The 23,770-nt window shown below is 70.7% G+C and carries 15 protein-coding genes; 8 read left to right on the forward strand and 7 right to left on the reverse strand.

All coding sequences use genetic code 11. From position 1 onward, the window contains the following. Positions 1 to 5: 5 nt before the first annotated feature. Positions 6 to 1,310: a S41 family peptidase gene (locus Q0C41_RS07265; protein ID WP_291982329.1), complete on the reverse strand. Its 1,305-nt coding sequence runs from the start codon at positions 1,308 to 1,310 to the stop codon at positions 6 to 8. 81 nt (positions 1,311 to 1,391) lie between these two features. Here Q0C41_RS07265 and crcB point away from each other — a divergent pair, with 81 nt between their 5' ends. Continuing rightward, on the forward strand, positions 1,392 to 1,766 hold the full coding sequence (crcB, locus tag Q0C41_RS07270; RefSeq protein WP_291982331.1) for a fluoride efflux transporter CrcB: 375 nt from the start codon (positions 1,392 to 1,394) through the stop codon (positions 1,764 to 1,766). Here the strand turns inward: crcB and Q0C41_RS07275 are convergent. From Q0C41_RS07275 to Q0C41_RS07285, 3 genes are all read right to left on the reverse strand, one after another. Then, a complete protein-coding gene (locus tag Q0C41_RS07275; RefSeq protein ID WP_291982333.1) occupies positions 1,763 to 2,929 on the reverse strand; it encodes a GtrA family protein in 1,167 nt (388 codons plus the stop codon). The two genes, crcB and Q0C41_RS07275, sit on opposite strands and share 4 nt — an antisense overlap. After that, on the reverse strand, positions 2,926 to 3,618 hold the full coding sequence (locus tag Q0C41_RS07280; protein WP_291982334.1) for a CDP-alcohol phosphatidyltransferase family protein: 693 nt from the start codon (positions 3,616 to 3,618) through the stop codon (positions 2,926 to 2,928). Before Q0C41_RS07280 ends, Q0C41_RS07275 begins: the two co-directional genes overlap by 4 nt. A gap of 97 nt (positions 3,619 to 3,715) precedes the next feature. Then, entirely contained in the window at positions 3,716 to 5,512 is a 1,797-nt protein-coding gene (locus Q0C41_RS07285) for a carboxypeptidase-like regulatory domain-containing protein (protein ID WP_291982336.1), read from the reverse strand. Between the two features lie 122 nt (positions 5,513 to 5,634). On the opposite strand from Q0C41_RS07285, the gene Q0C41_RS07290 reads away from it, so the two are divergent. Further along, a complete protein-coding gene (locus Q0C41_RS07290) occupies positions 5,635 to 8,196 on the forward strand; it encodes a CHAT domain-containing tetratricopeptide repeat protein (protein ID WP_291982338.1) in 2,562 nt (853 codons plus the stop codon). 69 nt (positions 8,197 to 8,265) lie between these two features. On the opposite strand, the gene Q0C41_RS07295 is transcribed toward Q0C41_RS07290, so the two are convergent. After that, complete coding sequence (locus Q0C41_RS07295) at positions 8,266 to 9,084, reverse strand: hypothetical protein (protein ID WP_291982340.1); 819 nt, start codon at positions 9,082 to 9,084, stop codon at positions 8,266 to 8,268. After that, on the reverse strand, positions 9,081 to 9,674 hold the full coding sequence (locus Q0C41_RS07300) for a sigma-70 family RNA polymerase sigma factor (RefSeq protein WP_291982342.1): 594 nt from the start codon (positions 9,672 to 9,674) through the stop codon (positions 9,081 to 9,083). The genes Q0C41_RS07295 and Q0C41_RS07300 overlap by 4 nt, the downstream gene beginning before the upstream one ends. A 107-nt stretch (positions 9,675 to 9,781) precedes the next feature. On the opposite strand from Q0C41_RS07300, the gene Q0C41_RS07305 reads away from it, so the two are divergent. After that, complete coding sequence (locus Q0C41_RS07305; RefSeq protein ID WP_291982345.1) at positions 9,782 to 10,987, forward strand: glycoside hydrolase family 172 protein; 1,206 nt, start codon at positions 9,782 to 9,784, stop codon at positions 10,985 to 10,987. Between the two features lie 109 nt (positions 10,988 to 11,096). Here Q0C41_RS07305 and Q0C41_RS07310 read toward each other — a convergent pair whose 3' ends face one another. Continuing rightward, entirely contained in the window at positions 11,097 to 12,293 is a 1,197-nt protein-coding gene (locus Q0C41_RS07310) for an aldose epimerase family protein (protein WP_291982347.1), read from the reverse strand. A gap of 124 nt (positions 12,294 to 12,417) precedes the next feature. Between Q0C41_RS07310 and Q0C41_RS07315 the strand changes: the two genes are divergently transcribed. The 5 genes from Q0C41_RS07315 (at position 12,418) to Q0C41_RS07335 (ending at position 23,764) form a co-directional block, all read left to right on the forward strand. Then, a complete protein-coding gene (locus Q0C41_RS07315; RefSeq protein ID WP_291982349.1) occupies positions 12,418 to 15,579 on the forward strand; it encodes a PSD1 and planctomycete cytochrome C domain-containing protein in 3,162 nt (1,053 codons plus the stop codon). A gap of 15 nt (positions 15,580 to 15,594) precedes the next feature. After that, positions 15,595 to 18,750, forward strand: coding sequence for a PSD1 and planctomycete cytochrome C domain-containing protein (locus tag Q0C41_RS07320; protein WP_291982351.1), 3,156 nt, complete (start codon positions 15,595 to 15,597; stop codon positions 18,748 to 18,750). Positions 18,751 to 18,831: 81 nt separating this feature from the next. Beyond that, a complete protein-coding gene (locus tag Q0C41_RS07325) occupies positions 18,832 to 20,253 on the forward strand; it encodes a DUF1501 domain-containing protein (RefSeq protein ID WP_291982353.1) in 1,422 nt (473 codons plus the stop codon). 170 nt (positions 20,254 to 20,423) lie between these two features. After that, the gene (locus tag Q0C41_RS07330; protein WP_291982355.1) at positions 20,424 to 22,712 is read left to right on the forward strand and encodes a VWA domain-containing protein; all 2,289 of its coding nucleotides are present in this window, start codon (positions 20,424 to 20,426) and stop codon (positions 22,710 to 22,712) included. A gap of 116 nt (positions 22,713 to 22,828) precedes the next feature. Beyond that, on the forward strand, positions 22,829 to 23,764 hold the full coding sequence (locus Q0C41_RS07335) for a phytanoyl-CoA dioxygenase family protein (protein ID WP_291982356.1): 936 nt from the start codon (positions 22,829 to 22,831) through the stop codon (positions 23,762 to 23,764). Positions 23,765 to 23,770: the final 6 nt, after the last annotated feature.

Below are 23,770 nucleotides of genomic sequence, written 5' to 3' on the forward strand. Positions count from 1 at the left end.
CGCGCCTAATGGGCGCCGATCAGCTGGTCGAGCCCCCGGCGCGGCGTCCCCGTGTCCGCGCGTGTCGTCTCGCGCCGACGCTCCGGCGCGGCACCCGTCGCAGGGGCCGAGCACTGCCCGGTGCGCATGACGGTGAGCGCTTCGGCCAGCGACGCCTCCTGCGGATCCCCGAGCTGGTGGTTCGGATCGTCGGCCGCCTGGCAATCGGCGGCGATGCCTCCGAAGAAGTCGCCCTGCCCGAGGGCGTTGCGCAGCGTGAACGAGACCGGATACAGCACCTTGTCGCAGAACGTGATGCCGTACTGCCCGACCGGCTTGCCGTAGGTCGCGGTGCCGACCGTGATGACGGGCATGAAGGGCCGCAGGGCGTTGACGACCAGCTCGCTGGCCGACGCCGACGCGCCCGTCGTGATGGCGACCAGGCGTGTCAGCGGCAGGGCGTTCGGCTTGGCCTCGAAGCGCGTGATCTCGTTGCGGAAGGCATTGCGGTCGTTGTGGAAGTACTCGGCGAAGGTCTGTCCCTCGGTGCGCGTGCCGCCGATCAGGCTGGCGAGGTGCTGCGCCACCGACACGAGGCCGCCGCCGTTGTAGCGGAGATCGAGCACCAGTTCGGTCGCGCCGACATCACGCAAGGCGTTGAACGCATCGTCGAGCGCCTGACGGGAGGGCGTGACGAAATTGCGGAAGAACAGGTAGGCGATCTTCCGGCCGTCGACCTCGTAGATGTTCAGCAGCGACACGGTCGGAATCGTGACGGCACGCTTGGTCATGCTGGCATCGACCGCCGACCCGTCCATCCGTTCGTAGCGGAAGCTGATGGTGTAGCCCTCCGTCGAGGGCCCGAGCGCCGTCCCCAGCGTGCCACTCTCGACCAGCGCCACCACGCTCCGGCCGTTGATCGAGGTGATGCGGTCGCCGCGCTGCATGCCCGTCTCCGCCGCCGGACTCTCCGGGAAGACCTGCAGCACACGGAGCCCCTGCGCGTCGTAGCCGTTGGCGAAGCCGAAGCCGATGAACTGACTGTCGGAATAGAAGGCCTCTTCGGCCGCACGGGCCCCGATGTAGCTGAAGCGCTCGTCGAGTGGCCGGAAGCGCAGCGTCTCGAGCAGCGCCTCGGGCGTCGCGAACGCCGTGGCGTTGACCGTCGCCGGCAGCTCGGTGTTCCAGTAGTAGATGTCGCGCATCGCGTCGAGCACGAAGCGGTTCTGGCTCGCGACGGTGCAGCTGGTGAGATTCTGCGCGCCCGCGGAGGGCGCCAGCGCGGCGAAGGCCGCGGCGATGACCGCGGCAACGGGGACGAAGCGACGCATGGCTCCCGGCTCCTGTGAGGCACCGGCTGGCGCGGCACCCGACCTGCTCGGAGCGTAGCACGGCCGCGTATCATGCTGCCCATGCGCTCCCTGTGGCTCGTGGCGATTGGCGGGGCCCTGGGCGCCGTCGCACGCGCGACGGTGTCGACGACGATGCAGGCGCGATGGCCGTCGACCCTGCCCTGGGGCACCATCGTGGTGAACGTCGTGGGCTGCCTGGCGCTCGGCCTGCTGGCCGGCGCCCTCGACTCCCGGCCGCACCTCAATCCGGCCTGGCGCACGTTCGGCGCCGTCGGGGTGCTGGGGGCCTTCACCACGTTCTCGACGTTCGAGAACGAGACCCTGGCCCTCCTGCAGCGGGGCGAGCTGCCCGCAGCCCTCGTCAACGTCGGCCTCAGCGTCACCCTCGGCCTGCTGGCGGTGTGGACCGGTCACACGCTCGGGCGCACCTTCTAGGGCTGTCCTCCGCGCGCGGGCGTCCAGCCCGCCTGCCACGCCCGCACCGCCGTCGTCATCGACTCGCGCGCCACCCGCGTGATGATCGGCCGCGACACCAGCCCGAGCCCGAGCGGCACCGGGCGACTCAGCGTGATCGATTCGCAGGTCACGATCACGCCCTCCGGCACCGCCGTGAAGCGCCAGAACGACTGCATGCGCCAGAGGAACCCGCGGCTGTCCTCGAGACGGATCCGCGTCTCGGATGGCGTCCCCGGGTGGTCGATCTCCTCGATGCGTGTGGCCACGGCCGTACTGTCGACCCGCGAAGCCGACGTCACGCGATGGCGGACCTGATGCCAGGTGTCGTAGGTCGCCGTGATCAACAGCGATCGCGTGAGTCGCAGGAACAGGTCATGGCCGGACTCCTGCCGATTGGCGACGCGCAGCGACAGGACGTCGCGCGGTTGCGGGTATTGGTCCGGGTGCCGCAGGCGATGCGTGATCTGCGCGATCGACACGCCGCGCACCAGAAGGCTGCCCTGCCAGTGCTCCAGCGTGGCGTCCTGCACCTCGACACCTGACATGGCGCGGCGCGACACGTCCAGCTCGCCCTTCCTCAACGCCGCGAGCACGCGGCCGCCACGCACGTCGTCATCGGTGGCCCAGGAGGGCACCTGCTGCGTCGACTCGGAGGTTCGTGCCCGTTCGAGCGCGGCCACGTAGCGGTCCCACGATCGAAGCGCCTCGGGAGACGGGCCGGCCGCCGAGACGGGCGTCGGCAGCAGGACCAGCAGGCCGAGTCCCGCCGTCGTGAAGACCCAGCGATCCGCCAGCCAGTAGTTGGCCGCGGCACACAGCGCCACGGCGATGCCCTGCGCCAGCAAGGCCGGCACCTGTCCCGACAGTGCGGCCACGGTGCCGACGCCGACCACCAGCGACGTCCCGCCGGCGCCGACATGTGCGCGCAGCAGCGTCGCGGGCCACGCCTGCGCGTGCGCACGATCACGCCAGGCCCATCGACGATGCCACACGTGGTTGGTGACGATCGCGGCCTCGATGGCGAGGAGCGTGGCGAGCACAGGGGTCAGCCCCGCGGCGAGCAGCGCCGCACCGACCGCCATCTGCACGGTGAAGCCGACGGCACCAATCACCACGAACCTCGACACGCGCTGTCTGGTCACCGGGCGATCCGTTCTTCCCGAGCCAGGAGCACCGAGGTGCGCACCGCAGACACGGCGAACGCGAGCACGAGACCCACCAGGGCGACCACTCCACCGACGTCGAACAGCAGCGTGCGACCGATGAGCGGCACATCCACCGTGGGTCGCCCGACGAGCGCCAGGGCGCCGACGGCGATGACGATGCGGAGTTCGGTCGGGCCGAAGCCGAACGACGCGAGGCGGAAGACGTGCGTCACGTGCGTGGCGAGGAACACCTCGGCCATCGCCGCGAGATAGGCCACGAGCAACGCCATGGCCAGCATCGGCTGCATGGCGCCCGACAGCGCGAGCCCCGCGAAGAGGGCCGTGGCGCCGACCACGTCCACCACGTGATCGACGTAGTAGCCGTAGCGCGGGCGCTGCTCGTCGCGCACGCGCGCCACCGTTCCATCCAGACTGTCGCCGAACCAGTTGAGCAGCAGCAGGACGGGCACGAGATACAACACCTCGGGTCGAGCGGCGGAGGCCGCGAACGCGGCGCCGACCCCGAGCATCGACAGCAGACCGAGGCCCGTGAGGTGATCGGACCCGATGGCTCTGGGCAACCGTCGGGCGATCCAGATCAGCACGCGCTTCTCTGCGGTGGCCAGCACGCTGTCGTTGTGGCGCGCATGGGCGGCCGGTGGGCGCGACGCGGGGTGAGCAGACATGGCACGACTCCTTGGGGAGGAGCGCCAGGCGCCACCCGCGGCCCTGTCCCCCTCCACCAGAGAATGTGCAGCCGACCGGCAAACCGGCTCACGCGTGTCAGCGCTCCACGAGCGTCAGGGTGAGCGGTGTCATCTGCCCGTCCTTGATCTCGACCGTGCGCGCCCGTCCCGCCAGGGCCCGCAACTGATCCGGATCCGACAGCGCCTGATACTCCGCCTGGTCGGCCGGCACGGCCAGCGCGTAGTACGACCCGGGTCGAACGCCTGGCAACCGGAACGCGCCATCGAGGCCCGGGCGGGTGATGCGCAGGCCAGCGTCCTGTCCCATCCCGAGCCGCTCCCAGCGCGCGTCGTCTTCGGGGAACAGCACGATGGCGTAGTCGCCGGCCGTGGCGCCGGTCGGCAGGGTGACCGTGCCCGTCAAGCCGGTGGGGCGCGTGCTGATCACGATCTCGACCCCTGTGAAGGCGCGCGATTGGCCGAAGTCGAAGCCATCCAGCGCCGACTCCCCCGCCACCCGCACGTCCTTCACCCACCACCCTTCGGGAAGGCCCTGCACGCTGAGCGCCTGCTGGCCCCGCAGGCCGGACACCTCGAAGGTCTGATCGGCGGCCATCCGTCCGCGGCCGGGGAAGGCGCCCATCCCGAGCATGTCTCCACTCGTGGCGAACGACATGATGCGCAGTTCGCGATTGGCCAGCGCCGAGGCATCGCCCTCGACGACGACGCGGCCGCGGGCGGTGGAGCCGACGCTCGCGGTGAGCGAGACGACGACGTCCTCGCCCTCGACCGTGATGCTCTCCATCGCACTCTCGGGAGCAGGGCCATCGTCATCGATCCCGCCACGCATCATCGGCTGGACGATGAGCATGTACGTGCCGGGCGCCACGCCGGGGATCTCGAAGGCGCCGCCCGGCCGGAGCGGCCCACCCTTCCCCATCCCCATCATCGCGCTGCCGGAGGTCTGCAGACGCACGACCCCCCCTTCCATCGGCTCGCCCTTCGAGGTGAGGGCTCGCCCGCGCACGGTGGCGACCTTGGCCACGACCAGTTGCACATCCATGGCCGCCTCCACACCCGGCTGGACCTGCACCTTCATCGCCTCGGCCGAGTTGACGGTGCCCGGGCCGTACGTCGGGATGGTGTCCACCTCGAGGCCCTGCACGTTGCCGCCCCCGAAGGCGAAGGGCCCACGCTGGTCGCCGGGTTCCGCGATGACCACGTACTCGCCGGGGGGCAACCCGTAAATCCGGTAGTGGCCCTGGTCGTCGGTCTGATCACCCTGGCCGCCCATGAAGCGCATCTGCCCACCCATGCGTCGCTGCTGCAGCGCGCGGACGGACACGCGCTCGGCGGGCTCGCCACCTTCGTCCAGGACACGGCCAGTGATGACGCCGCCCCGCGCGAGCTGGAAGTCGAGGCGCGCCACCGCCGCGCCATCGGCGACCGTGATGCGCCGCGACGGGCCATTCGTGCGCATCTGCCCGAACGACATCTCGACGTAGCCGGCACGGCGCGCGGTGAGGTTGTACTCGCCGGCCGGTACCTGCGCGATCGTGAAGCGACCGTCCTCGTCGGTCCGGGCCGAGAAGCTGCGCGGGATCTGGAAGTTGCCTCCAGGGCGCGGCAGGTCGGGCGGCCGCGTCGGCATCGCCGACACGGTCGCCTTGCGCAGGGGCTGTCCGGTATCGGCCGCGACCACGCGGCCACTCAGGGACGCGGAGCCGACTTCCGGCGTTGGCGTGGTCGGCCGCGCGCTGGTGTCGCGCGGCGGCATCGACGGCGCCTGGCGGGGCATGGTGATGCGCGGGGGAGGTGCGCCTGTCTGTGCGGCCATTGGAGCGGCAAGCAGCAGGCAGGCGAGCAGACCGAACGCCGTGGACGAGCGAGTCATGTCGAACCCTCAGGCGGACTCCGGGGGCACCGGGTCCGTCGCGCCAGAGAACGGGAGGGGGTGGCCGACATGATACGGGAGGCAAGGGCGGGTGGCCGATGCCGATATAGTCGAGGAGTCCGATGCGCGCGCTTCTCGCCCTGCTGTTGGCCTGCTCTCTCTGCTCCGTGACGGTGGCGGCCCAGGCGCCGGCGCCGTTCGCCGCCCGACTGGACGAGCTGCGGGCCCGCATCGAGCAGCGCGCCGCCGACGACGCCGAGGCCCTCGGGGCCTCCCTGCGCGACGATGCGACCCAGGCTGGGGACCAGGACACCGTGGCGGCCACCCTGCGCCTGCTGGTCGGGCTGCGGATCGACCTGGAACGCCTGCCGGAGGCACTGGCGCTGGCCAACGAGGCCGTGGGCCATGCCCGCGCCCATGGCTTGCGTCGGCGTGAACGCGAAGCGACCTTGCTGCTGAGCCGCATTCGGACCCTGCAGGGTGCCGCCAGCGAGGTGGCGGCAGATGCCGTGGCTGCCGTCGACGCCCTCAGCCAGATGGACATTCCGCGGGAAGCCCTGTTGTGGGCCTTCAATCAGGTGCTGTCGGTGCTGCCGGGCCGGCCGGAGCATGACGCGATGCTGGACAGGATGAGGGGCGAGTTGCGTCCCGACGACAGGTTTCCTGTGGCCTGCAGCCTGTGGCACAGCAACGGGGATGCGTTCTTCAACCGGGCCCGGTACGTCGAGGCCCACGAAGCCCTGTCCATCGCACTGGCGTGCTACGAGGGCGTCGACGACCGCGCCGACGCCGGACGGGTGCTGGTGAGCCTCGGGCGCGTGCAGCGCGCCCACGGGCAGTTGCCAGCCGCACTCGAGTACTACCGCCGCGCCGCGGCCCAGCAGGAGGCGGTGGGCGACTACACCGGTCTGATCCAGAGTCTCAACGCGCAGGCCGTGACGTACGACCGACTCGGCCGTTTCACGACATCCGAACGCCTCTACCGACGCGCGTTGACCCTGTCGCAGCAGCGCAAGCTCGAACGGTACGAGGTCTTCATCCAGGGCAACCTCGGCGGGTCGCTGCTCAACGCCGGCCACGTGGCCGCGGGGCTGCGCGAGTTGCAGGCCGTGCTGGCGCGGGAGAAGAGCCCGTTCCTGCGTGCGACGCGGCTCCGACAGATCTCCGAAGCGTGGCGCGAGCTCGGCGAGTTCGACAAGGCCCTGGCGGCGCTCGACGAGGCCGCCACGGCGATTCCCAGCCCCTCCTTCGACGAGCGTGTGTCCTGGCTCACCGCGCACGCTCGGGTGTTGGCGCGGCGTGGCGACCTCGACCTGGCCCAACGCGACCTCGACGAGGCGCTGCGGATGGTCGAACACGCGCGCGTCGGGACGTTCACGGCAGACTCGGCGCGTCGGGGTTTCGGTGAATTGCATCAGGGCCTCTTCGCCGTGTCGATCGACGTCGCGATGCGTCGCCATGAGCCGAGCGCCGCGCTCGAACTCGCCGAGCAGGCGCGGGCGCGAGCGCTCCTCGATCTGATGCGCGAGGGACGCGACGGCAGCGCCGACGCCCCGCCGAGGATCGCCGAGATGCAGGCCGTCGCTCGCGAGCACGGCTCCACGCTGCTCGTGTACTGGGTCGACGAGGCCGCGGTACTCGCGTGGGTGGTGGCGCCAGACGCCGTCCACGGGCATCGCCTCGCCGTGAGTGCCCGGTCGCTTCGGCAACTGGTCCGCGTCGCGGCAGGATCAGGTAATGTGCCCGCGGCCATCAACGCCGCGATGATGGGTGGCCCGAACCTGCAAGCCTGGCGGTCGCTCTACCGCGCCGTCATCGCCCCGCTCGAGCGGCACCTCCCGACCAGGCCGGCGGCACGGCTGACGATCGTCCCGCACGGCGCGCTGCTGCACCTGCCCTTCGCAGGCCTGCTCGACGCCCGCGGCCGCCATCTGGTGGAGCGCTACGTCCTGCACTACACGCCGTCGATTGCGGTGCTGCAGGCCGCGGCACGCCAGCCGGCACGCGACGGCCAGTCGAGAGCGCTGATCCTCGGGGATCCCGCCCCCTTGCCCAGGCTCGCCGGTGTGCAGTTGCCGCCGCCGCTCCCCCATGCGCGCGTCGAGGCGCGCCGCGTCGCCCGCAGCTTCCCGCAGGGTGCCCTGCTCTCGATCGGTGGGGCCGCCACGGAACGCACACTGCGTCAGGCCATGGGCCGTTTCGACTGGCTCCACGTGGCCACCCATGCGCGGGTCGCCGAGGAAGACACGGCCTCGTCCTATCTGCTGCTGGCCCGCGGCACCGGCGGCGCGACCGACGATGGCCTGCTGACCGCCGATGAGGTGCGCACGCTGCCGCTGGCCGGCGCCACGGTAGTGCTCAGCGCCTGCGGCACCGCGCTCGGACGGGTCACGGGCGAGGGGACGCTCGGCTTCACCCGCAGCTTCCTCGCGGCCGGGGCCCGGTCGGTGGTGGCCACGACCTGGGAGATGCCCGATCTGGCCGGTCTGCGGGTGATGGACGGGTTCTACAGCGCCAGGCGGGCAGGCCGTGGAGGCCTCAGCGAAGCCCTGCGCACCGCGCAGGTCGCCTACCTCCGTGCCCTGCGGGCAGGCACGGTCACAGCCCGCGTCGGTGGTCAGGTGATCACGCTGCCGGCGACTCCGCTGCTGTGGGCCGGCTACATCGCCGTCGGCATTCCGTAGACCGTGGGAGGGCCGGCGCGCCGCAGACCGTGACGCAGGTGGGAGGGCCGGCTCGCCGAGCCGGCCGCACTACTTCCCCAGTTCGTCGAGCGCCTCGAGCAGGCGTTCCGCCTCGCCCTGCGGGCCGGCGTTGGCGTTCCGGGCGGCCGTGAGCGAGGCACGCGCGGCGACGACGTCACCCCGCTGCAGCGCGGCCTTCGCGAGATAGAAAAGGCTCTCGCGCGCATACGGCTGTGCACCGCTGGCACGCGCCGCGTCGAGCGAGGTGATGGCGCCGGGCGCGTCGCCGCGCATCAGGTCGGCCACGCCCTGGTAGAACCGCGCTTCCGGGGTGGCGACCGTGCCCAGCGCCCGCGAGGCCGCCGCCCAGTCGGCCTCCACATAGGCGCGCATGCCCTGCGCGAACGCGCCGGCATCGCCACCGGCCCGTGTGGTGATCGGGAGATACGGCGGCGGCGTGACCATCGCCAGCACCGCCACGCGCAGCGCCGTGGAATTCGCGCCGACCGCCGGGGTGGCCTCGGGTGTGGGCGTCGGCTGCTGCGTCACCTGAACGGCCGCCGGCACACCGGCCGGACGCCACGCCGACCAGCCGACCACGGCGAGCAACAGGCTGGCGGCGACGGCGCCGAGGACCCACCACGCCGCGGGACGGGGCGAGCCGGAGGCCGCGCCACCGGTGTCGGTGCTGGGGACGGCCGTCGGCACGGTCGGCAGGACCCACTCCGTGAGCGCCTCCTGGGCCGCCTGGTAGCGCTCGACGCGTGCCAGGCACGCATCGCAGGTAAACAGGTGATCCTCGAAGGCAGAGAGCTCCGGCTCGACCAGGTCACTGGTCACGTACCGAAGGACGGCCTCATCGTCCGGGTAGCGGGTGCAGGCGCTCATCGCAAACTAGGTGGCTCGGAGACGGGAGAACGTGACGGAGGGGGCGAACCGAACACCTCCATCAGGCGGCGCTGGGCGCGGAGCTTCCTGGTGCGGGCGGCCTCGGCCGAGATGCCGAGCCGCGCGGCGAGGTCGGCCGGCTTGCACCCTTCGACCAGGATGAGGCGCAGGACCTGTTGGTCCGCCCCGGGCAGGCGTTCGAGGGCCCGCTCGACGTCGATCCGGCGGACGTCGGCCGCCTCGGCCGAGGCCTGGGCCACGTCCATGTCGAGCGCCTGGATGTCGTGCCGGGTCGACGCCCGGTGTTCCGAGCGGACGATGTTGCGGGCGATGCCGGCGGCAAAGGCCGGCAGGGCGGCCGGGTCGCGCAGTCCCCCGCGCCGCAGTTCGAGCAGCAGCGCGATCATGGCGTCCTGTGCGAGATCGTTGGCCAGGTCCGGGCGCCGGGTGCGGGCGAGACAGAGCGCGCGCATCCGGGGACCGAACCGGAGGGCGAGGTCGGCCTCGGCCTCGGGGTCTCCGGCACGTACCCGGGCGACGAGGGCAGCATCATCCTGGATGGGCAAGGGCACGGCAAGGACGTCGGGCATCAGGGGAACGGACGGGCCACTCCCCTACTTCAACGCATGCCGGCGCCCGACTGAACACTGGGGGCAGAAGGTTGCCCTTTGGCAGGCTTCGGAGTAGATCACCCCCCATGCGCCGAGTCCCCCTCTTTGTCTGCGGGCTGGTCGTCCTGGCGGCCCCGGTCCTCGATTCCCAATCGCCCGGGTCGCTCATGCAGGGCTGGCTGACGCTGCAGCCCGGGGTGAAGAGCCTGCGCGTCAGCAGCTTCGACACCAGCGGCGGCAACAACGATCGCCTCGAGCAGATCGCGCCCGGCGAGCGCCGCACCCTGGCCGACATCAAGGGGTCGGGGCAGATCACGCACATCTGGGTGACCATCGCGCCACCGCCCCCCACCGTGTCGCGCCACGACATCGTCCTGCGGATGTACTGGGACGATGAGACGACGCCGAGTGTGGAGGCGCCCATCGGCGAGTTCTTCGGGCAGGGCTGGAACGAGAGCTATCCGATGGCCGCGCTGCCGCTCGCGGCAGGACCACGGGAGGGCCGCGCGATGGTGAGCTACTTCCCGATGCCGTTCCGATCACGCGCGCGCCTCGAGATCGAGAACGACACCGGTCGCCAGATCGACGCCTTCTACTACTACGTGGACTACGAGCAGTTCCCCGCCGGCTCGCTGCCGGCCGACACGCCGTACTTCCACGCGTGGTACCACCATGAGCTCACCGATGCCCAGACGTACGGGGAGAACGAGTGGGGTGTGCTCGGCCCGGAGCAGAAGAACACGACCGGCGCCGGCAACTACGTGGTCGCCGACATCAGCGGCCGCGGCCACTACGTCGGGATGAACTACTACGTCCATTCCCCGTCACCGATGTGGTACGGCGAGGGCGACGACCTCTTCGAAGTGGATGGGCAGGCGTGGCCCGGCACCTTGCATGGCACGGGCACCGAGGACTACTTCAACACGTCGTGGTCACCCAACACGCTGTATCAGCACCCGTTCTTCGGGTACGCGCGGGTCAACGGCGAGACGGGCTGGCTCGGGCGCACGCACGTCTACCGCTTCCACGTCACCGACCCCGTGCGCTTCGAGAAATCCCTGAAGGTCTCGATCGAGCACGGGCACGACAACAACCTGACGCTCGACCTCGCGACCGTCGCCTACTGGTACCAGACCGAGCCGCACAAGGCGTTCCCGGCCTTCCCGGATCGCGAGTCGCGCACGTTGATGCCGCCCATCGGCCCGAGCGAGATCCATCGCTGGCGCGACGCGTGGCGCAAGGCGATGGGGAATGGATCGAAGCTGTGGGGCAACGAGCGGCCGCCGCGGTAGAATTGCAGAATTGCAGAATTGGAGAAGTTCAGAATTTCACCACCATCCGAAACGCATCGACCGTTGGCGGAGATGGTGAAATTCTGAAATCCTGAAATCCTGAAATTCCCTACCGCGCGCCGAACGTGAACGTGGTGCTCTGCGCGTAGGTCTCGCCAGGCTGCAGGATCGTCGAGGGGAACTGCGGCTTGTTCGGCGAGTCCGGGTAGTGCTGCGTCTCGAGGCAGAAGCCCGATCGCTTCGGGTAGACCTTGCCGCCCTTGCCGGTGATGGTGCCGTCGAGGAAGTTGCCCGTGTAGAACTGCGTGGCCGGCTGCGTGGTCGCGACCTCGATGGTACGGCCGGTGGTCGGCTCGTACACGCGGACGACGCGTTCGAGGCCGGTGCCCGTGCGGGCAAACACCATGTTGTGATCGTAGCCGCCGCCGAGGGCGATCTGCGGGTGATCCGCGTCGATGCGGGCACCAATCGTCGTCGCCGTCCGGAAGTCGAACGGCGTGCCCTCGACGAGGGCCAGTTCGCCGGTCGGGATCAGGCCCTTGTCCACCGGTGTGTAGCGGTCGGCGAGGATCTCGATCTCGTGGCCGAGGATGTCGCCGTTGCCCGCCCCCGCGAGATTGAAGTACGTGTGCTGCGTCAGGTTGACCGGTGTCGCCTTGTCGGTCGTGGCCTGGTAGTCGAAGCGCAGCGTGTTGTCGTTGGTCAGCGTGTAGGTGACCCGCGCCTGGAGCGTGCCCGGGTAGCCCATGTCACCGTCGGGACTCGTGTGGCTGAACACGACGCCGACCGCATCGGCACGCTCGAACGGCTCGGCCTTCCAGACGGCCTTGTCGAAGCCCTGCGGTCCACCGTGGAGGTGATTCTCGCCGTTGTTGATCGGCAGCGAGTACGTCGTGCCGTCGATCGTGAACGTCCCCTTCCCGATGCGATTGCCGTAGCGGCCGACGATGGTGCCGAAGAAGGGCGACTTGTCGAGGTAGCCCTGCAGGGTGTCGTAGCCGAGCACGACGTCGCCGGCCTTGCCCGCACGGTCGGGCACCTCGAGCGACGTGATGATGCCGCCGTAGGTGATGGCCGTGACCCTGATGCCGTTGGCGTTGGTCAAGGTGAAGGCTTCGACGGCCTGGCCGCCGGGCAGCGTACCGAAGGGCGAGCGTGTCATGGCGAGCGTTCGGGTCGGCGCGGGGGCCGGGGTGGTCGAGGAGGCCGGAGCCTCGGTGGAGGAGGAGCCGCAGGCGCCTCCCAGTGTGGCCGCCAGCAGCAGCGGCAGCAAGGACAGCTGTGGGCGACGAGCGTAGTGGGACATCGGCTGGCTCCTGAAGCGGCGTCACGGTAACACAGACGGGCACCGGGCACCGGATGGTGGGAGGGCCGGCTCGCCGAGCCGGCCGTCGAAGGGGAAAGGTCGAAGTATCATTCGCTCGATCCCGATGCTCACTCCCCGACGCCTCCGGCGGCTCGCACCTCCCGTCTTCGTCCTTGCCGCGGTCCTCGGGCCGTGGCGGCCCGTGTGGCTGGCCCCGGCGGTCGTGTCGTCGGCGCAGTCCGCGGCGCCGGTCGACTTCGCCACGCAGATCGAACCCATCCTTGCGGCGCAGTGCTACGAGTGTCACGGCGAGAAGAAGGGACGCGGCAAGCTGCGGTTGCACATCCGCGACCTGGCGCTGAAGGGCGGCGCCACGGGGCCGCTGCTCGTGCCGGGCGACAGCGCGAAGAGCTACCTCCTGCAGCGCATCCTCGGTGAGGGCGGCGAAGACCGCATGCCGCTCGACGAGGACCCGCTCACCGACGAGCAGACGGCGCTCATCCGTGCCTGGATCGATCAGGGCGCCACCTGGCCCGTGCCGGCAGGCACGGCGACGCAGACCGTGCAGGAACACTGGGCCTACGTGCCGCCGGTCAAGGCCCCGCTCCCGGCGGTGTCCACCGAGACCTGGGTGCGCACACCGGTCGACCGCTTCATCCTCGCCACGCTCGACCGCGAGAAGCTGATGCCGTCGCACGACGTCGCACGCGAGACGCTGCTGCGCCGCGTGACGCTCGACCTCATCGGCCTGCCGCCGACGCTCGCCGACCTCGACGCCTTCCTGGCTGACACGCGCCCCGACGCCTACGAGCGCGCCGTGGACCGGTTGCTCGCGTCGCCCCACTTCGGCGAGCGCTGGGCCCGCCACTGGCTGGATCTTGCCCGCTACGCCGACAGCAACGGGTTCGAGGCCGACCGCCTGCGCTCGATGTGGCCCTATCGGGACTGGGTGATCGACGCCTTCAACGCCGACATGCCGTTCGACCGGTTCACCGTCGAGCAAATCGCCGGCGACATGCTGCCCGGCGCGACGCGTGCCCAGCGTATCGCCAGCGGGTTCCACCGCAACGCGATGACCAACGAGGAGGGCGGCGTCGATCCGGACGAGGCGCTCTACGAAGTCCAGGTCGATCGCGTGAATACGACGGCCACCGTGTGGCTCGGCAGCACCGTCGCCTGCGCGCAGTGCCACAACCACAAGTACGACCCCTTCAGCCAGAAGGACTACTTCAGGCTGATGGCGTTCTTCGCCAACCCCGCGTACACCGTCGACAAGCACGGGGCGGGTTTCAAGTACAGCGAGGCCCAGATCGACCTCGCCACGCCGGAGCAGGACGCGCAGCGGACGACGCTCAAGGCCCAGCTCAAGGCCGCCGAGGACGCGTTGGCGGCGGACACGCCGGCGCGCGCCGCGGCCCAGGCACGATGGGAGGCGACGCTGGCCGACACCGGCCGCGGCTGGACCACGCTCGTGCCGAGCCACGCCACGGCGACCAACGGCGCGCAGTTGGCGGTGCGTGACGATGGGAGCGTGCTGGCGAGCGGTCCGAACCCGCAGGTGACCGTCTACACCGTCGAGACCCGCACCGACGTCGCCGGCATCACGGGCGTGCGCGTCGAGGCGCTGCTGGATCCCTCGCTGCCGAAGCAGGGCCCCGGCCGTGACCCGTACGGGCACTTCCGGCTCACGAAGGCGCAGATGTTCATCGCGCCGGCGAGCGCGCCGGCCAACCGGCGACGCGTCGAGTTCACGGCCGTGAAGGGCGATGGCAACGTGTCACGCGGCGACCTGCTCGCGCTCACCACCGACGCACCCGCGACGTATGCGCGCCTCGGCCGCGCGTGGGTGGTCGATGCGGTGCGCGACGGGTGGCGGGTGCCCTTCCAGTTGGTCCTCGTCCCGAAGGCCCCCATTGGCGAGTCCGGCGGCTCGATCCTCACGGTCGTCCTCGGCCACGAGGACGGCACGCTGGGACAGGGACTCGGTCGGTTCCGGGTGTCGGCCACGACGGCCCCCGAGCCGCTCCGTGCAGTGTCGATCACGGCGCGGACGCGTGCGGCGCTCGGCAAGCCGTTGGCCGCACGCAGCACCGACGAGGCCTCGCTGCTCGCCAGCCAGTTCCGCGAGCAGGATCCGATGTTCGACGCCGAGCGGAAGGAGGTCGGCCGCCTCAAGAAGGCGATCGACGACCTCAAGCTCCCGACGACCCTCGTGATGGAGGACCGCCCGACCTTCGAACGGCCGTCCACCTTCCTGCGGGAGCGCGGCGCCTTCACGGCGCCGGGCGAGCAGGTGTTTGCCAACACTCCGTCGTCGCTGCCGGCGCTCGGCGAGGACCTGCCGCCCAATCGACTCGGGCTCGCGCGCTGGCTGGTGCGGCCTGACAACCCGCTCACCGCGCGCGTCGCGGTGAACCGCTTCTGGGAAGCGCTGTTCGGGCGCGGCCTGGTCGAGACGAGCGAGGACTTCGGCACGATGGGCGCGCCGCCGTCGCACCCCGAGCTGCTCGACTGGCTGGCGGTCGACTTCGTGGAGCAGGGCTGGAGCGTCAAGCGGCTGCTGCGGACGCTCGTGCTGTCGTCGACCTACCGGCAGGACTCGACGGTGGCGCCGGCCCTGCAGGCCCGCGACCCGTACAACCGGCTGTTCGCGCGCGGCCCCCGCTTCCGCATGGATGCCGAGATGGTCCGCGACGTCGCGCTCGCGGCGAGCGGCCAACTCAGCACGAAGGTCGGTGGGCCAAGCGTGTTCCCGCCGCAGCCGCCCAACATCTGGGACAACCCGTACGACAACTCGCGCTGGATCGAGAGCGCCGGCGACGACCGTCTCCGCCGCAGCCTGTACACCTTCCATCGTCGTACCGCGCCCTACCCGATGTTCACGACGTTCGACGGCACCAGTCGCGAGTTCTGCACCGTGCGCCGCGTGCGCACCAACACGCCGCTGCAGGCACTCGCGACGCTGAACGACACGGGCTTCTTCGAGTACGCCCGCGCGCTGGGCGTCCGCATGCGCACCGAGGCCTCGCCGGCCACCGTCGAGGCGCGCCTCACGCTCGGCTTCCGCCTGGTGACCAGTCGCGCGCCCACGGCGCGGGAGTTGGCCCGACTGCGGGACTTCCACGCCCAGTCCCGCGCGCGCTATGCGAAGGCCCCCGCCGAGGCGCTCGAGGCCCTCGGCCTGAAGGCCGGCACGACCCCGACCGCCGACCAGATCGACCTCGCGGCCTGGACGATGGTCGGCAACGTGCTGCTGAACCTGGACGAGACGGTGACGAAGGGCTAGATTCGAGTGTTCCCGATGCCGATGTCCCTCCCTCTTCGCTGGCTGCCCGGCGCGGCCCTCGTGTCGGCCACCGCGCTTGCCGCCGCGTGGATGGGGACCGACGTCGTGCACTCGGCCCAGCCTGCCGCCCGGATCGACTTCGCGACGCAGATCGAACCCCTTCTGCGCGCGCAGTGCTACGAGTGTCACGGCGAGAAGAAGGGACGCGGCAAGCTGCGATTGCACGTCCGCGACCTGGCGCTCAAGGGCGGCGCGACCGGGCCGCTGCTGGTGCCGGGCGACAGCGCGAAGAGCTACCTGGTGCAGCGCATCCTCGGCGAGGGCGGCGAAGACCGCATGCCGCTCGACGAGGACCCGCTCACCGACGAGCAGACGGCCCTCGTCCGCGCCTGGATCGACCAGGGCGCCGAGTGGCCCACCGCACCAGGCACCGCCGCGACGCAGGCCGTGCAGGAGCACTGGGCGTACGTGGCTCCGAAGAAGGCCCAGCCGCCCGAGGTGTCGAACCCGGCCTGGGCGCGCACGTCGGTCGACCGGTTCGTGCTCGCCCGCCTCGACGCCGAGCGCCTGGTGCCCTCGCACGAGGCCTCACGGGACGCCCTGCTGCGGCGCGTGTCGCTCGACCTCACCGGCTTGCCGCCGAGCCTCGCCGAACTGGACGCCTTCGCCGCCGACACGCGTCCCGACGCCTACGAGCGCGTCGTCGACCGCCTGCTCGCCTCGCCGCACTTCGGCGAGCGCTGGGCGCGTCTGTGGCTCGACCTGGCCCGCTATGCCGACAGCAACGGCCATGAGAAGGACCGCCTGCGGTCCATGTGGCCGTACCGCGACTGGGTGATCGATGCCCTCAACGCCGACATGCCGTTCGACCGGTTCACCGTCGAGCAGATCGCCGGCGACATGCTGCCCGGCGCGACGCGTGCCCAGCGGATCGCGACCGGCTTTCATCGCAACGCGATGACCAACGAGGAGGGCGGCGTCGATCCCGAGGAAGCCCTCTACGAGGTGCAGGTGGATCGCGTCAACACGACGGCCACCGTGTGGCTCGGCAGCACGCTGGCCTGCGCGCAGTGCCACAACCACAAGTACGACCCCTTCAGCCAGAAGGACTACTTCCAGCTGATGGCGTTCTTCGCCAACCCCGCGTACCGATCGGAGACGTTCGGCGACGGCACTCGCTTCTTCGAAGGCGTCCTGGACCTGGCCTCGCCGGAGCAGGACGCCAGGCGCAAGGACCTGCGCGCGCAGGTCAAGGCCGCCGAGGAGGCGCTCGCGGCCGACACGCCGGCGCGCGCGGCCGCCCAGGCACGCTGGGAAGCCGAGGTGCGGAAGGCCGGCAAGGCCTGGGCCACGCTGATGCCGAGCCACGCGGCGGCGACCAACGGCGCCGTGCTCGCCGTGCAGGACGACGGCAGCGTGCTCGCCAGCGGGCCGAATCCGCCGAGCACCACCTACACGGTCCAGGCGAGGACCGACGCCACCAGCGTCACCGGCGTGCGCCTCGAGGTGCTGCTCGACCCGTCGCTGCCCAAGCAGGGCCCGGGACGGGACCCCTACGGCCACTTCCGGCTGACCAGGGTGCAGGTGTTCGTCGCACCCGCCTCCGACCCCACCAAGCGGACGCCGGTCGCGTTCACGGCGGTGAAGGCCGACGGCAACGTGTCGCGCGGCGACCTGCTGACGCTCACGAGCGACGCGCCCACGGCCTACGCACGCCTCGGCCGCGCGTGGGTGGTCGATGCGGTACGCGACGGGTGGCGGGTGCCCTTCCAGTTGGTGCTCGTCCCGACGGCCCCGCTCGGCGAGCCCGGCGGCACGATCCTCACCGTCGTCCTCGGGCACGACGACGGCACGCTGGGACAGGGACTCGGTCGCTTCCGGCTGTCGACGACGACGGCCAGTAACCCGCTGCTTGCGGTGGGTGTGAACGCCCGCACGCGTGCGGTGCTCGACGTGCCGCAGTCGACGCGCACGCCGGCGCAGGCCAGGGATCTGGCGACGCAGTTCAGGGAGCAGTCGCCCCTGTTCGAGGCCGAGCGCAAGGAGGCCACGCGGCTGAAGAAGGCGCTCGACGACCTGAAGCTTCCCACGACGCTCGTGATGGAAGAGACGCCGACGTTCGAGCGGCCCGCTGTCGACTTCCGTGAGCGCGGGGCGTTCACCGCGCGGGGTGCGCGCGTGTACGCCAACACGCCGTCGTCGCTGCCGTCGCTCGGCGACGACCTGCCGCCCAATCGGCTGGGGCTCGCGCGCTGGCTGGTGCGGCCCGACAACCCGCTCACCGCCCGCGTCGCGGTGAACCGCTTCTGGGAAGCACTGTTCGGGCGCGGCCTGGTCGAGACGAGCGAGGACTTCGGCACGATGGGCGCGCCGCCATCGCACCCCGAGCTGCTCGACTGGCTGGCGGTCGACTTCATGGAGCAGGGCTGGAGCGTCAAGCGACTGCTGCGCACGCTCGTGCTCTCCGCGACGTACCGGCAGGACTCGACGGTGACGCCGGCGCTGCAGGCCCGCGACCCGTACAACCGGCTCCTCGCGCGCGGCCCCCGCTTCCGCATGGATGCCGAGATGGTCCGCGACGTCGCGCTCGCCGCGAGCGGGCAGCTGAGCACGAAGGTCGGTGGGCCGAGCGTGTTCCCGCCGCAGCCGCCCAACATCTGGGACAACCCCTACGACAACTCGCGCTGGATCGAGAGCACCGGCGAAGACCGTCTCCGCCGCAGCCTGTATACGTTCCACCGCCGCACCGCGCCGTACCCGATGTTCACGACCTTCGACGGCACCAGTCGCGAGTTCTGCACCGTGCGCCGCGTGCGCACCAACACGCCACTGCAGGCGCTCGCGACGCTGAACGACACGGGCTTCTTCGAGTACGCCCGCGCGCTCGCCACGCGCATGCGCGCCGAGGCCTCACCGGCCACCGTCGAGGCGCGCCTCACGTTCGGCTTCCGCCTGGTGACCAGTCGCGCGCCCACGGCGCGGGAGCTGGCCCGACTGCGCGAGTTCCACACCCAGGCCCGCGCGCGCTATGCGAAGGCCCCAACCGAGGCCCTCGAGGCCCTCGGCCTGAAGGCCGGCACGACGCCGACCGCCGACCAGATCGACCTCGCGGCCTGGACGATGGTCGGTAACGTGCTGCTGAACCTGGACGAGACGATGACGAAGGGCTAGAAAAGGCTTACGGCTTACGGACGGCAGGGCCGGCTCTCCGAGCACCCAGCCCCTGGCCCCGGCCAGTTGACGAGAACGACGATGAACGAACTTCACGCAATCACACGACGCCACTTCTTCCGCCAGGCGACCGGGTTCGGCATCGGCGGGGCGGCGCTCGCCTCGTTGATGCAGGAGCAGCTCCTGGCGCAGGCTGCCCGGCAGGTGGCCTCCACCGTCGCGCCGAAGGCCACACAGGTCATCTTCCTGTTCATGGCCGGCGCGCCGTCGCAGCTCGACCTGTTCGACAACAAGCCGGCGCTGCGCAAGTACGACGGCCAGGAGATTCCCGCCGAGATCGTCAAGGGGGAGCGCTTCGCGTTCATCAAGGGCACGCCGCGACTGCTCGGATCGCCGTACGAATTCCGTCGGCACGGCCGGTCGGGCCAGGAGATTTCCGACCTGCTGCCGCACACGGCGACGATCGCCGACGACATCTGCATCGTGAAGTCGATGGCGACCACGCAGTTCAACCACGCGCCGGCGCAGATCTTCATGAACACCGGGCACCAGGTCATCGGGCGCCCGAGCATGGGCTCGTGGCTGTCGTACGGGTTGGGCTCGGACTCGAAGGATCTGCCGGCGTTCGTGGTGCTGATCTCCGGCGAGAACAACCCGGATGGCGGCAAGTCGTGCTGGGGCTCCGGCTTCCTGCCGACGACGCACCAGGGTGTCGAGTTCCGTGGTGGCGCGGACCCGGTGCTGTTCGTCTCCAACCCGGACGGCGTCGACGCCCACCTCCGGCGGGCTTCGCTCGACGCCCTGAAGGATCTCAACGGGCTCCGGCAAACGAGCGTCGGCGACCCCGAGATCGAGACGCGCATCAGCGCGTACGAGCTGGCCTACCGGATGCAGACCAGCGTCCCCGAGCTGACCGACATCTCCGACGAACCGCAGGCGGTGCACGACCTGTACGGCACGCAGCCGGGGCAGACGTCGTTTGCCAACAACTGCCTGCTCGCGCGCCGGCTGGTGGAGCGCGGCGTCCGCTTCGTGCAGCTCTACCACCGCGGCTGGGACACCCATGGCGCCAGCTTCGGCGACGACGTGATCGAGAAGCTGCCGCACCTGTGCCGCCAGACGGATCAGGCGGCCGCGGCCCTCGTGAAGGACCTCAAGCAGCGTGGCCTGCTCGACTCGACGCTGGTCGTGTGGGGCGGCGAGTTCGGCCGCACGCCGATGAACGAGGCCCGCAACGGCTCGAAGTTCCTCGGCCGCGACCACCATCCGCGTGCGTTCACGATGTGGATGGCTGGCGGCGGCATCAAGCCGGGCATCACCCACGGCGAGACCGACGAGCTGGGTTACAACATCACGAAGGACCCCGTCGAGGTGCACGACCTGCACGCGACGATGCTGCACCTGCTCGGCATCGACCACGAGAAGCTGACGTACAAGTTCCAGGGCCGCGACTTCCGCCTGACCGACGTGCACGGCAAGGTCGTGCACGGGCTGCTCGCGTAGGGGAAGCGGGAACCGGGAAGCGGGAACCGGGAACCGGGAACCGGGAACCGGAAGCCGGGAGTCGGGAGTCGGGAGTCGGGAGTCGGGAATCGGGTGGGTAGGGCCGGCTCTCCGACCTGTCCGCCGAAGCCGTGGCGGAGGTGGAGCCGGCCGTCATCGTGAGACACGTGATGCACGCTCTCTGGCGTCGCTTGGCGCTCGGGGTCATGCTGTCGGCAGCGACGGCGGGCAGCCCTCACGCGCAGCTGTCGTCGCCACAGCCCAGCTTCTCGGTGAGCGCCGAGTTGGTGGTGATCGACCTTGTGGCCGTCGATGCACAGGGGCGCTTCGTCGCCAACCTCTCACCCGACGAGATAGACCTCCGCGAAGACGGACGCCGCCAACCCGTTCAGCTCCTGCAGCTCGTGGGAAGGGCGTCCGAGGCGGCGGCCGCACCGGCCTCCTCGCCGGCGTCACCGACGTCGGGGCTCGCGCCTGCGGACCGCCTGATGCAGGCCGTGGTGGCCGGCGCCCCGGCGTCCGGAACCGCAGCTGCCCCGCGACGCCTCGCCATCGTCATCGACGCGCTCAGCCTGTCCGTCGACGCCGTGCCGCGCGTGCGCGAGGCGCTGCGACGCGCCGTGCAGGATCTCCCGGCGGAGGTGCCCGTCCTGCTGGCAACCATCGGCACGGAGCTGGCCGTGCGGCAGGCCTTCACCACCGACCGCGCGGCGCTGGCCACAGCCATCGGTGCGCTGCCGCCGCAGCTCGACACGCCGGCGTCCGTCGACGCCATCTCCGACGCGGTCGACCGGGTGTGTGCCGCATCGGTCGACGAGACCCGCGTGGTGGAGGCGGCGATCGAGGCAGGCGAGCGACTCGTCGCGGATGCCAATGTGCGCAGCGCGGCCACCTCCGCGGCCCTCGCATCGCTCGTCGCCAGCCTCGGCGCGCTCGACGGCCGCAAGCACCTCGTTCTCTACTCGGCAGGCCATGCGATCAGCCCGGTGACGCAGGCCGTGGACGCCGTGTCTGCCGCCGCCAGCGCCTGCACCGGCATCGACATCATGCGCCTGCGACGAGACGCGTCGTCTGCGCTCGGGCGAACGGCCACGCGAGACGCCAGCGAGGGCCTGCGCGCCGTGATCACTCAGGCCAATCGGGCGCAGACGACCTTCTACACGCTGGATCCGTCAGGCATCTTCACCAGTGCGGTGATGCCGCAATCGCGCGGGAGCGCCCGCAGTGGTGGCGCCGGAGCGCTGATGGCCCTCCCGGGTCTACGTGCCGACGCCGGACGCGACTATCTGCAGGGGCTCGCCGCCGAGACGGGCGGCCTGCACCTCCGGTCCAACGACCTGGGCGCCGTGCTGCAGCGCGCCAGTGCCGACGCGAGTCAGTACTACCTGGTGGGGTACGCGCCACCGGCACCGACATCGAAGCCCGGTCTGCGGAAGGTCAGCCTGTCGGTCAAGCGACGCGGCGTGCAGGTCCGCTACCGCACGGGGTACCTCGCGCCATCAGCGCCCGCAGCGAGTGACGCCGATCGCGCCTTCAGCGCCGCCTTCGCCGCCCCCGACAGCGTGACGCGCGACGACTTCGTGGTCAGCTACCGCATCGACGAGAACACCGTCGCCATCGAGGCCCTGATCCCGGTGGCCTCGGTGCGCTTCACGGACGCCGAAGGACGCCTGCGCGCCAGTTTCAGCGTGCACGCCGAGCTCTCGGCCGCCGAGGGCCAGCGGACGGGAGGCGAGTCGATCCCCGGCAAGGACGTGGTGCTGGACTTGACGCCCGACGAACATGCGCGCATGACGGCGGCCGCCAATCTTCGCGTCGTCCTGAGCACACCGCGACCTCCACGCGGTCGATATACGCTGACCGTCGTCGCACGGGACAGCAGTGGCTGGATCGCGGCGCGGGTCCTCCCCTGCTGCAGCGCGCCAGACATCCAGGGGGCTGATGCGTTGCCGGCCGCTCCAGACCTGCTGCAGCGGGCCGCTGCGTACGTCGACCAGTTCGTCGCGCGCTTCTCCAACGTCGTGGTCCAGGAGACGATGACGCAGGCGCTGACCACGGCCCCGCTCAACATGGTCGGCCGAGGAGCGAGAGTCCCCGGCACCACGACACGCCGGACCCTGACGTCCGAGTTCCTGCTCGTCCGCCCCGCGGGCACGGTCTTCTGGCTCGCGTTCCGCGATCTCGTTCGCGTCGACGACCGGGTCGTCACGGAGGATCCCGACCGTCTGCTGCAGTTGTTTGCCACCACGGAGGGATCGGGCGTCGCGGCCGCGCAGCGCATCGCCGCCGATGGTGCTCGCCACCTCCTCGCCCCGAGACCTCGGACGATGACCAGTCCCGTTCTGGCGCTGGCCTTCCTGCAGGCACATCACCAGGAAGCCTCACCCTCCGGACCACGTTCGCCTTCGACGCGCGCGTCCAGGCCTATGTCCCGGCGACACTGCTCGAGCGGCACGTGATGAGGGACGGGGGGTCTGCTGGAAACGTCAGCTCGCTACTGAAACCTTCGCCGCTTTTCTGTACAGACCGGCGAGGCGGTGCGCTCGCGGGAATCGCCTCTGCTAGAGTCGTCGCCATGCACCCCACCGGTCCGAACCACAGCCACCCGACGGCAGCGCACGCCGACACGCCGCTGAAGGACATCCGGAAACAGTTGCCGCTGCGCGTGCTCTCCGAGGACGACTGGCAGCACTGGGTGACGCAGGGCTACGTCATCGTCCGCCAGGCGGTGCCGCGCGAGAAGGTGGACCGGCTGGTGGAGTTGTTGTGGCGGTTCGACGAGAAGGACCCCGACGACCCCGCCACCTGGGACGCCCCGCAGCGGCGCGACCACGCCATGCGCGAGCTGAATCACACCGGGATGCTGGAGATCTACAACCACCAGTACCTGTGGGATACGCGAACCGACCCGCGCATCTACGACGCCTTCGTCGACATCTGGGACCGCGAGGACCTGTGGGTGACGATCGATCGCGCCAACCTGAATCTGCCGAAGAAGGTCAAGGGCAACCCCAACGGCTTCATCCACTGGGACGTGGACACGACGCTGCGGCCCTTGCCCATCGGCGTGCAGGGCGTGCTGAGCCTGGCGACCCAGGACGAGGAGGTCGGCGGCTTCCAGTGCGTGCCGGAGCTCTTCTCCGGGTTCGACGCGTGGGTCACGACACAGCCCGCCGACCGGGCGCCGATGCATCCCGACACCACCGGCCTGCGCATCGTCAACGTCTCGATGGAGGCCGGCGACCTGCTGATCTTCAACTCGCTGCTGGCGCACGGCGTCCGCCCCAACCACTCGGACCGGCGACCGCGCATCGCGCAGTACGTCTCCATGCACCCGGCCGACTGGGACAACAGCGCGGAGCGCGAGGAGCGCATCCGCCTGTGGCGGGAACTCGATCATCCGCAGCGGCCGGCGTTCCCTGGCGACCCTCGCGCGTGGGAGAAGACGCACGCGCAGCGGGCCACGCTGACGCCACTCGGCGAGAAACTCCTGGGCCTGACGCGCTGGTGAGCGCCC

This window comes from Luteitalea sp. (assembly GCF_022842525.1).
In the GTDB taxonomy this organism is placed as follows: Bacteria; Acidobacteriota; Vicinamibacteria; order Vicinamibacterales; family Vicinamibacteraceae; genus Luteitalea.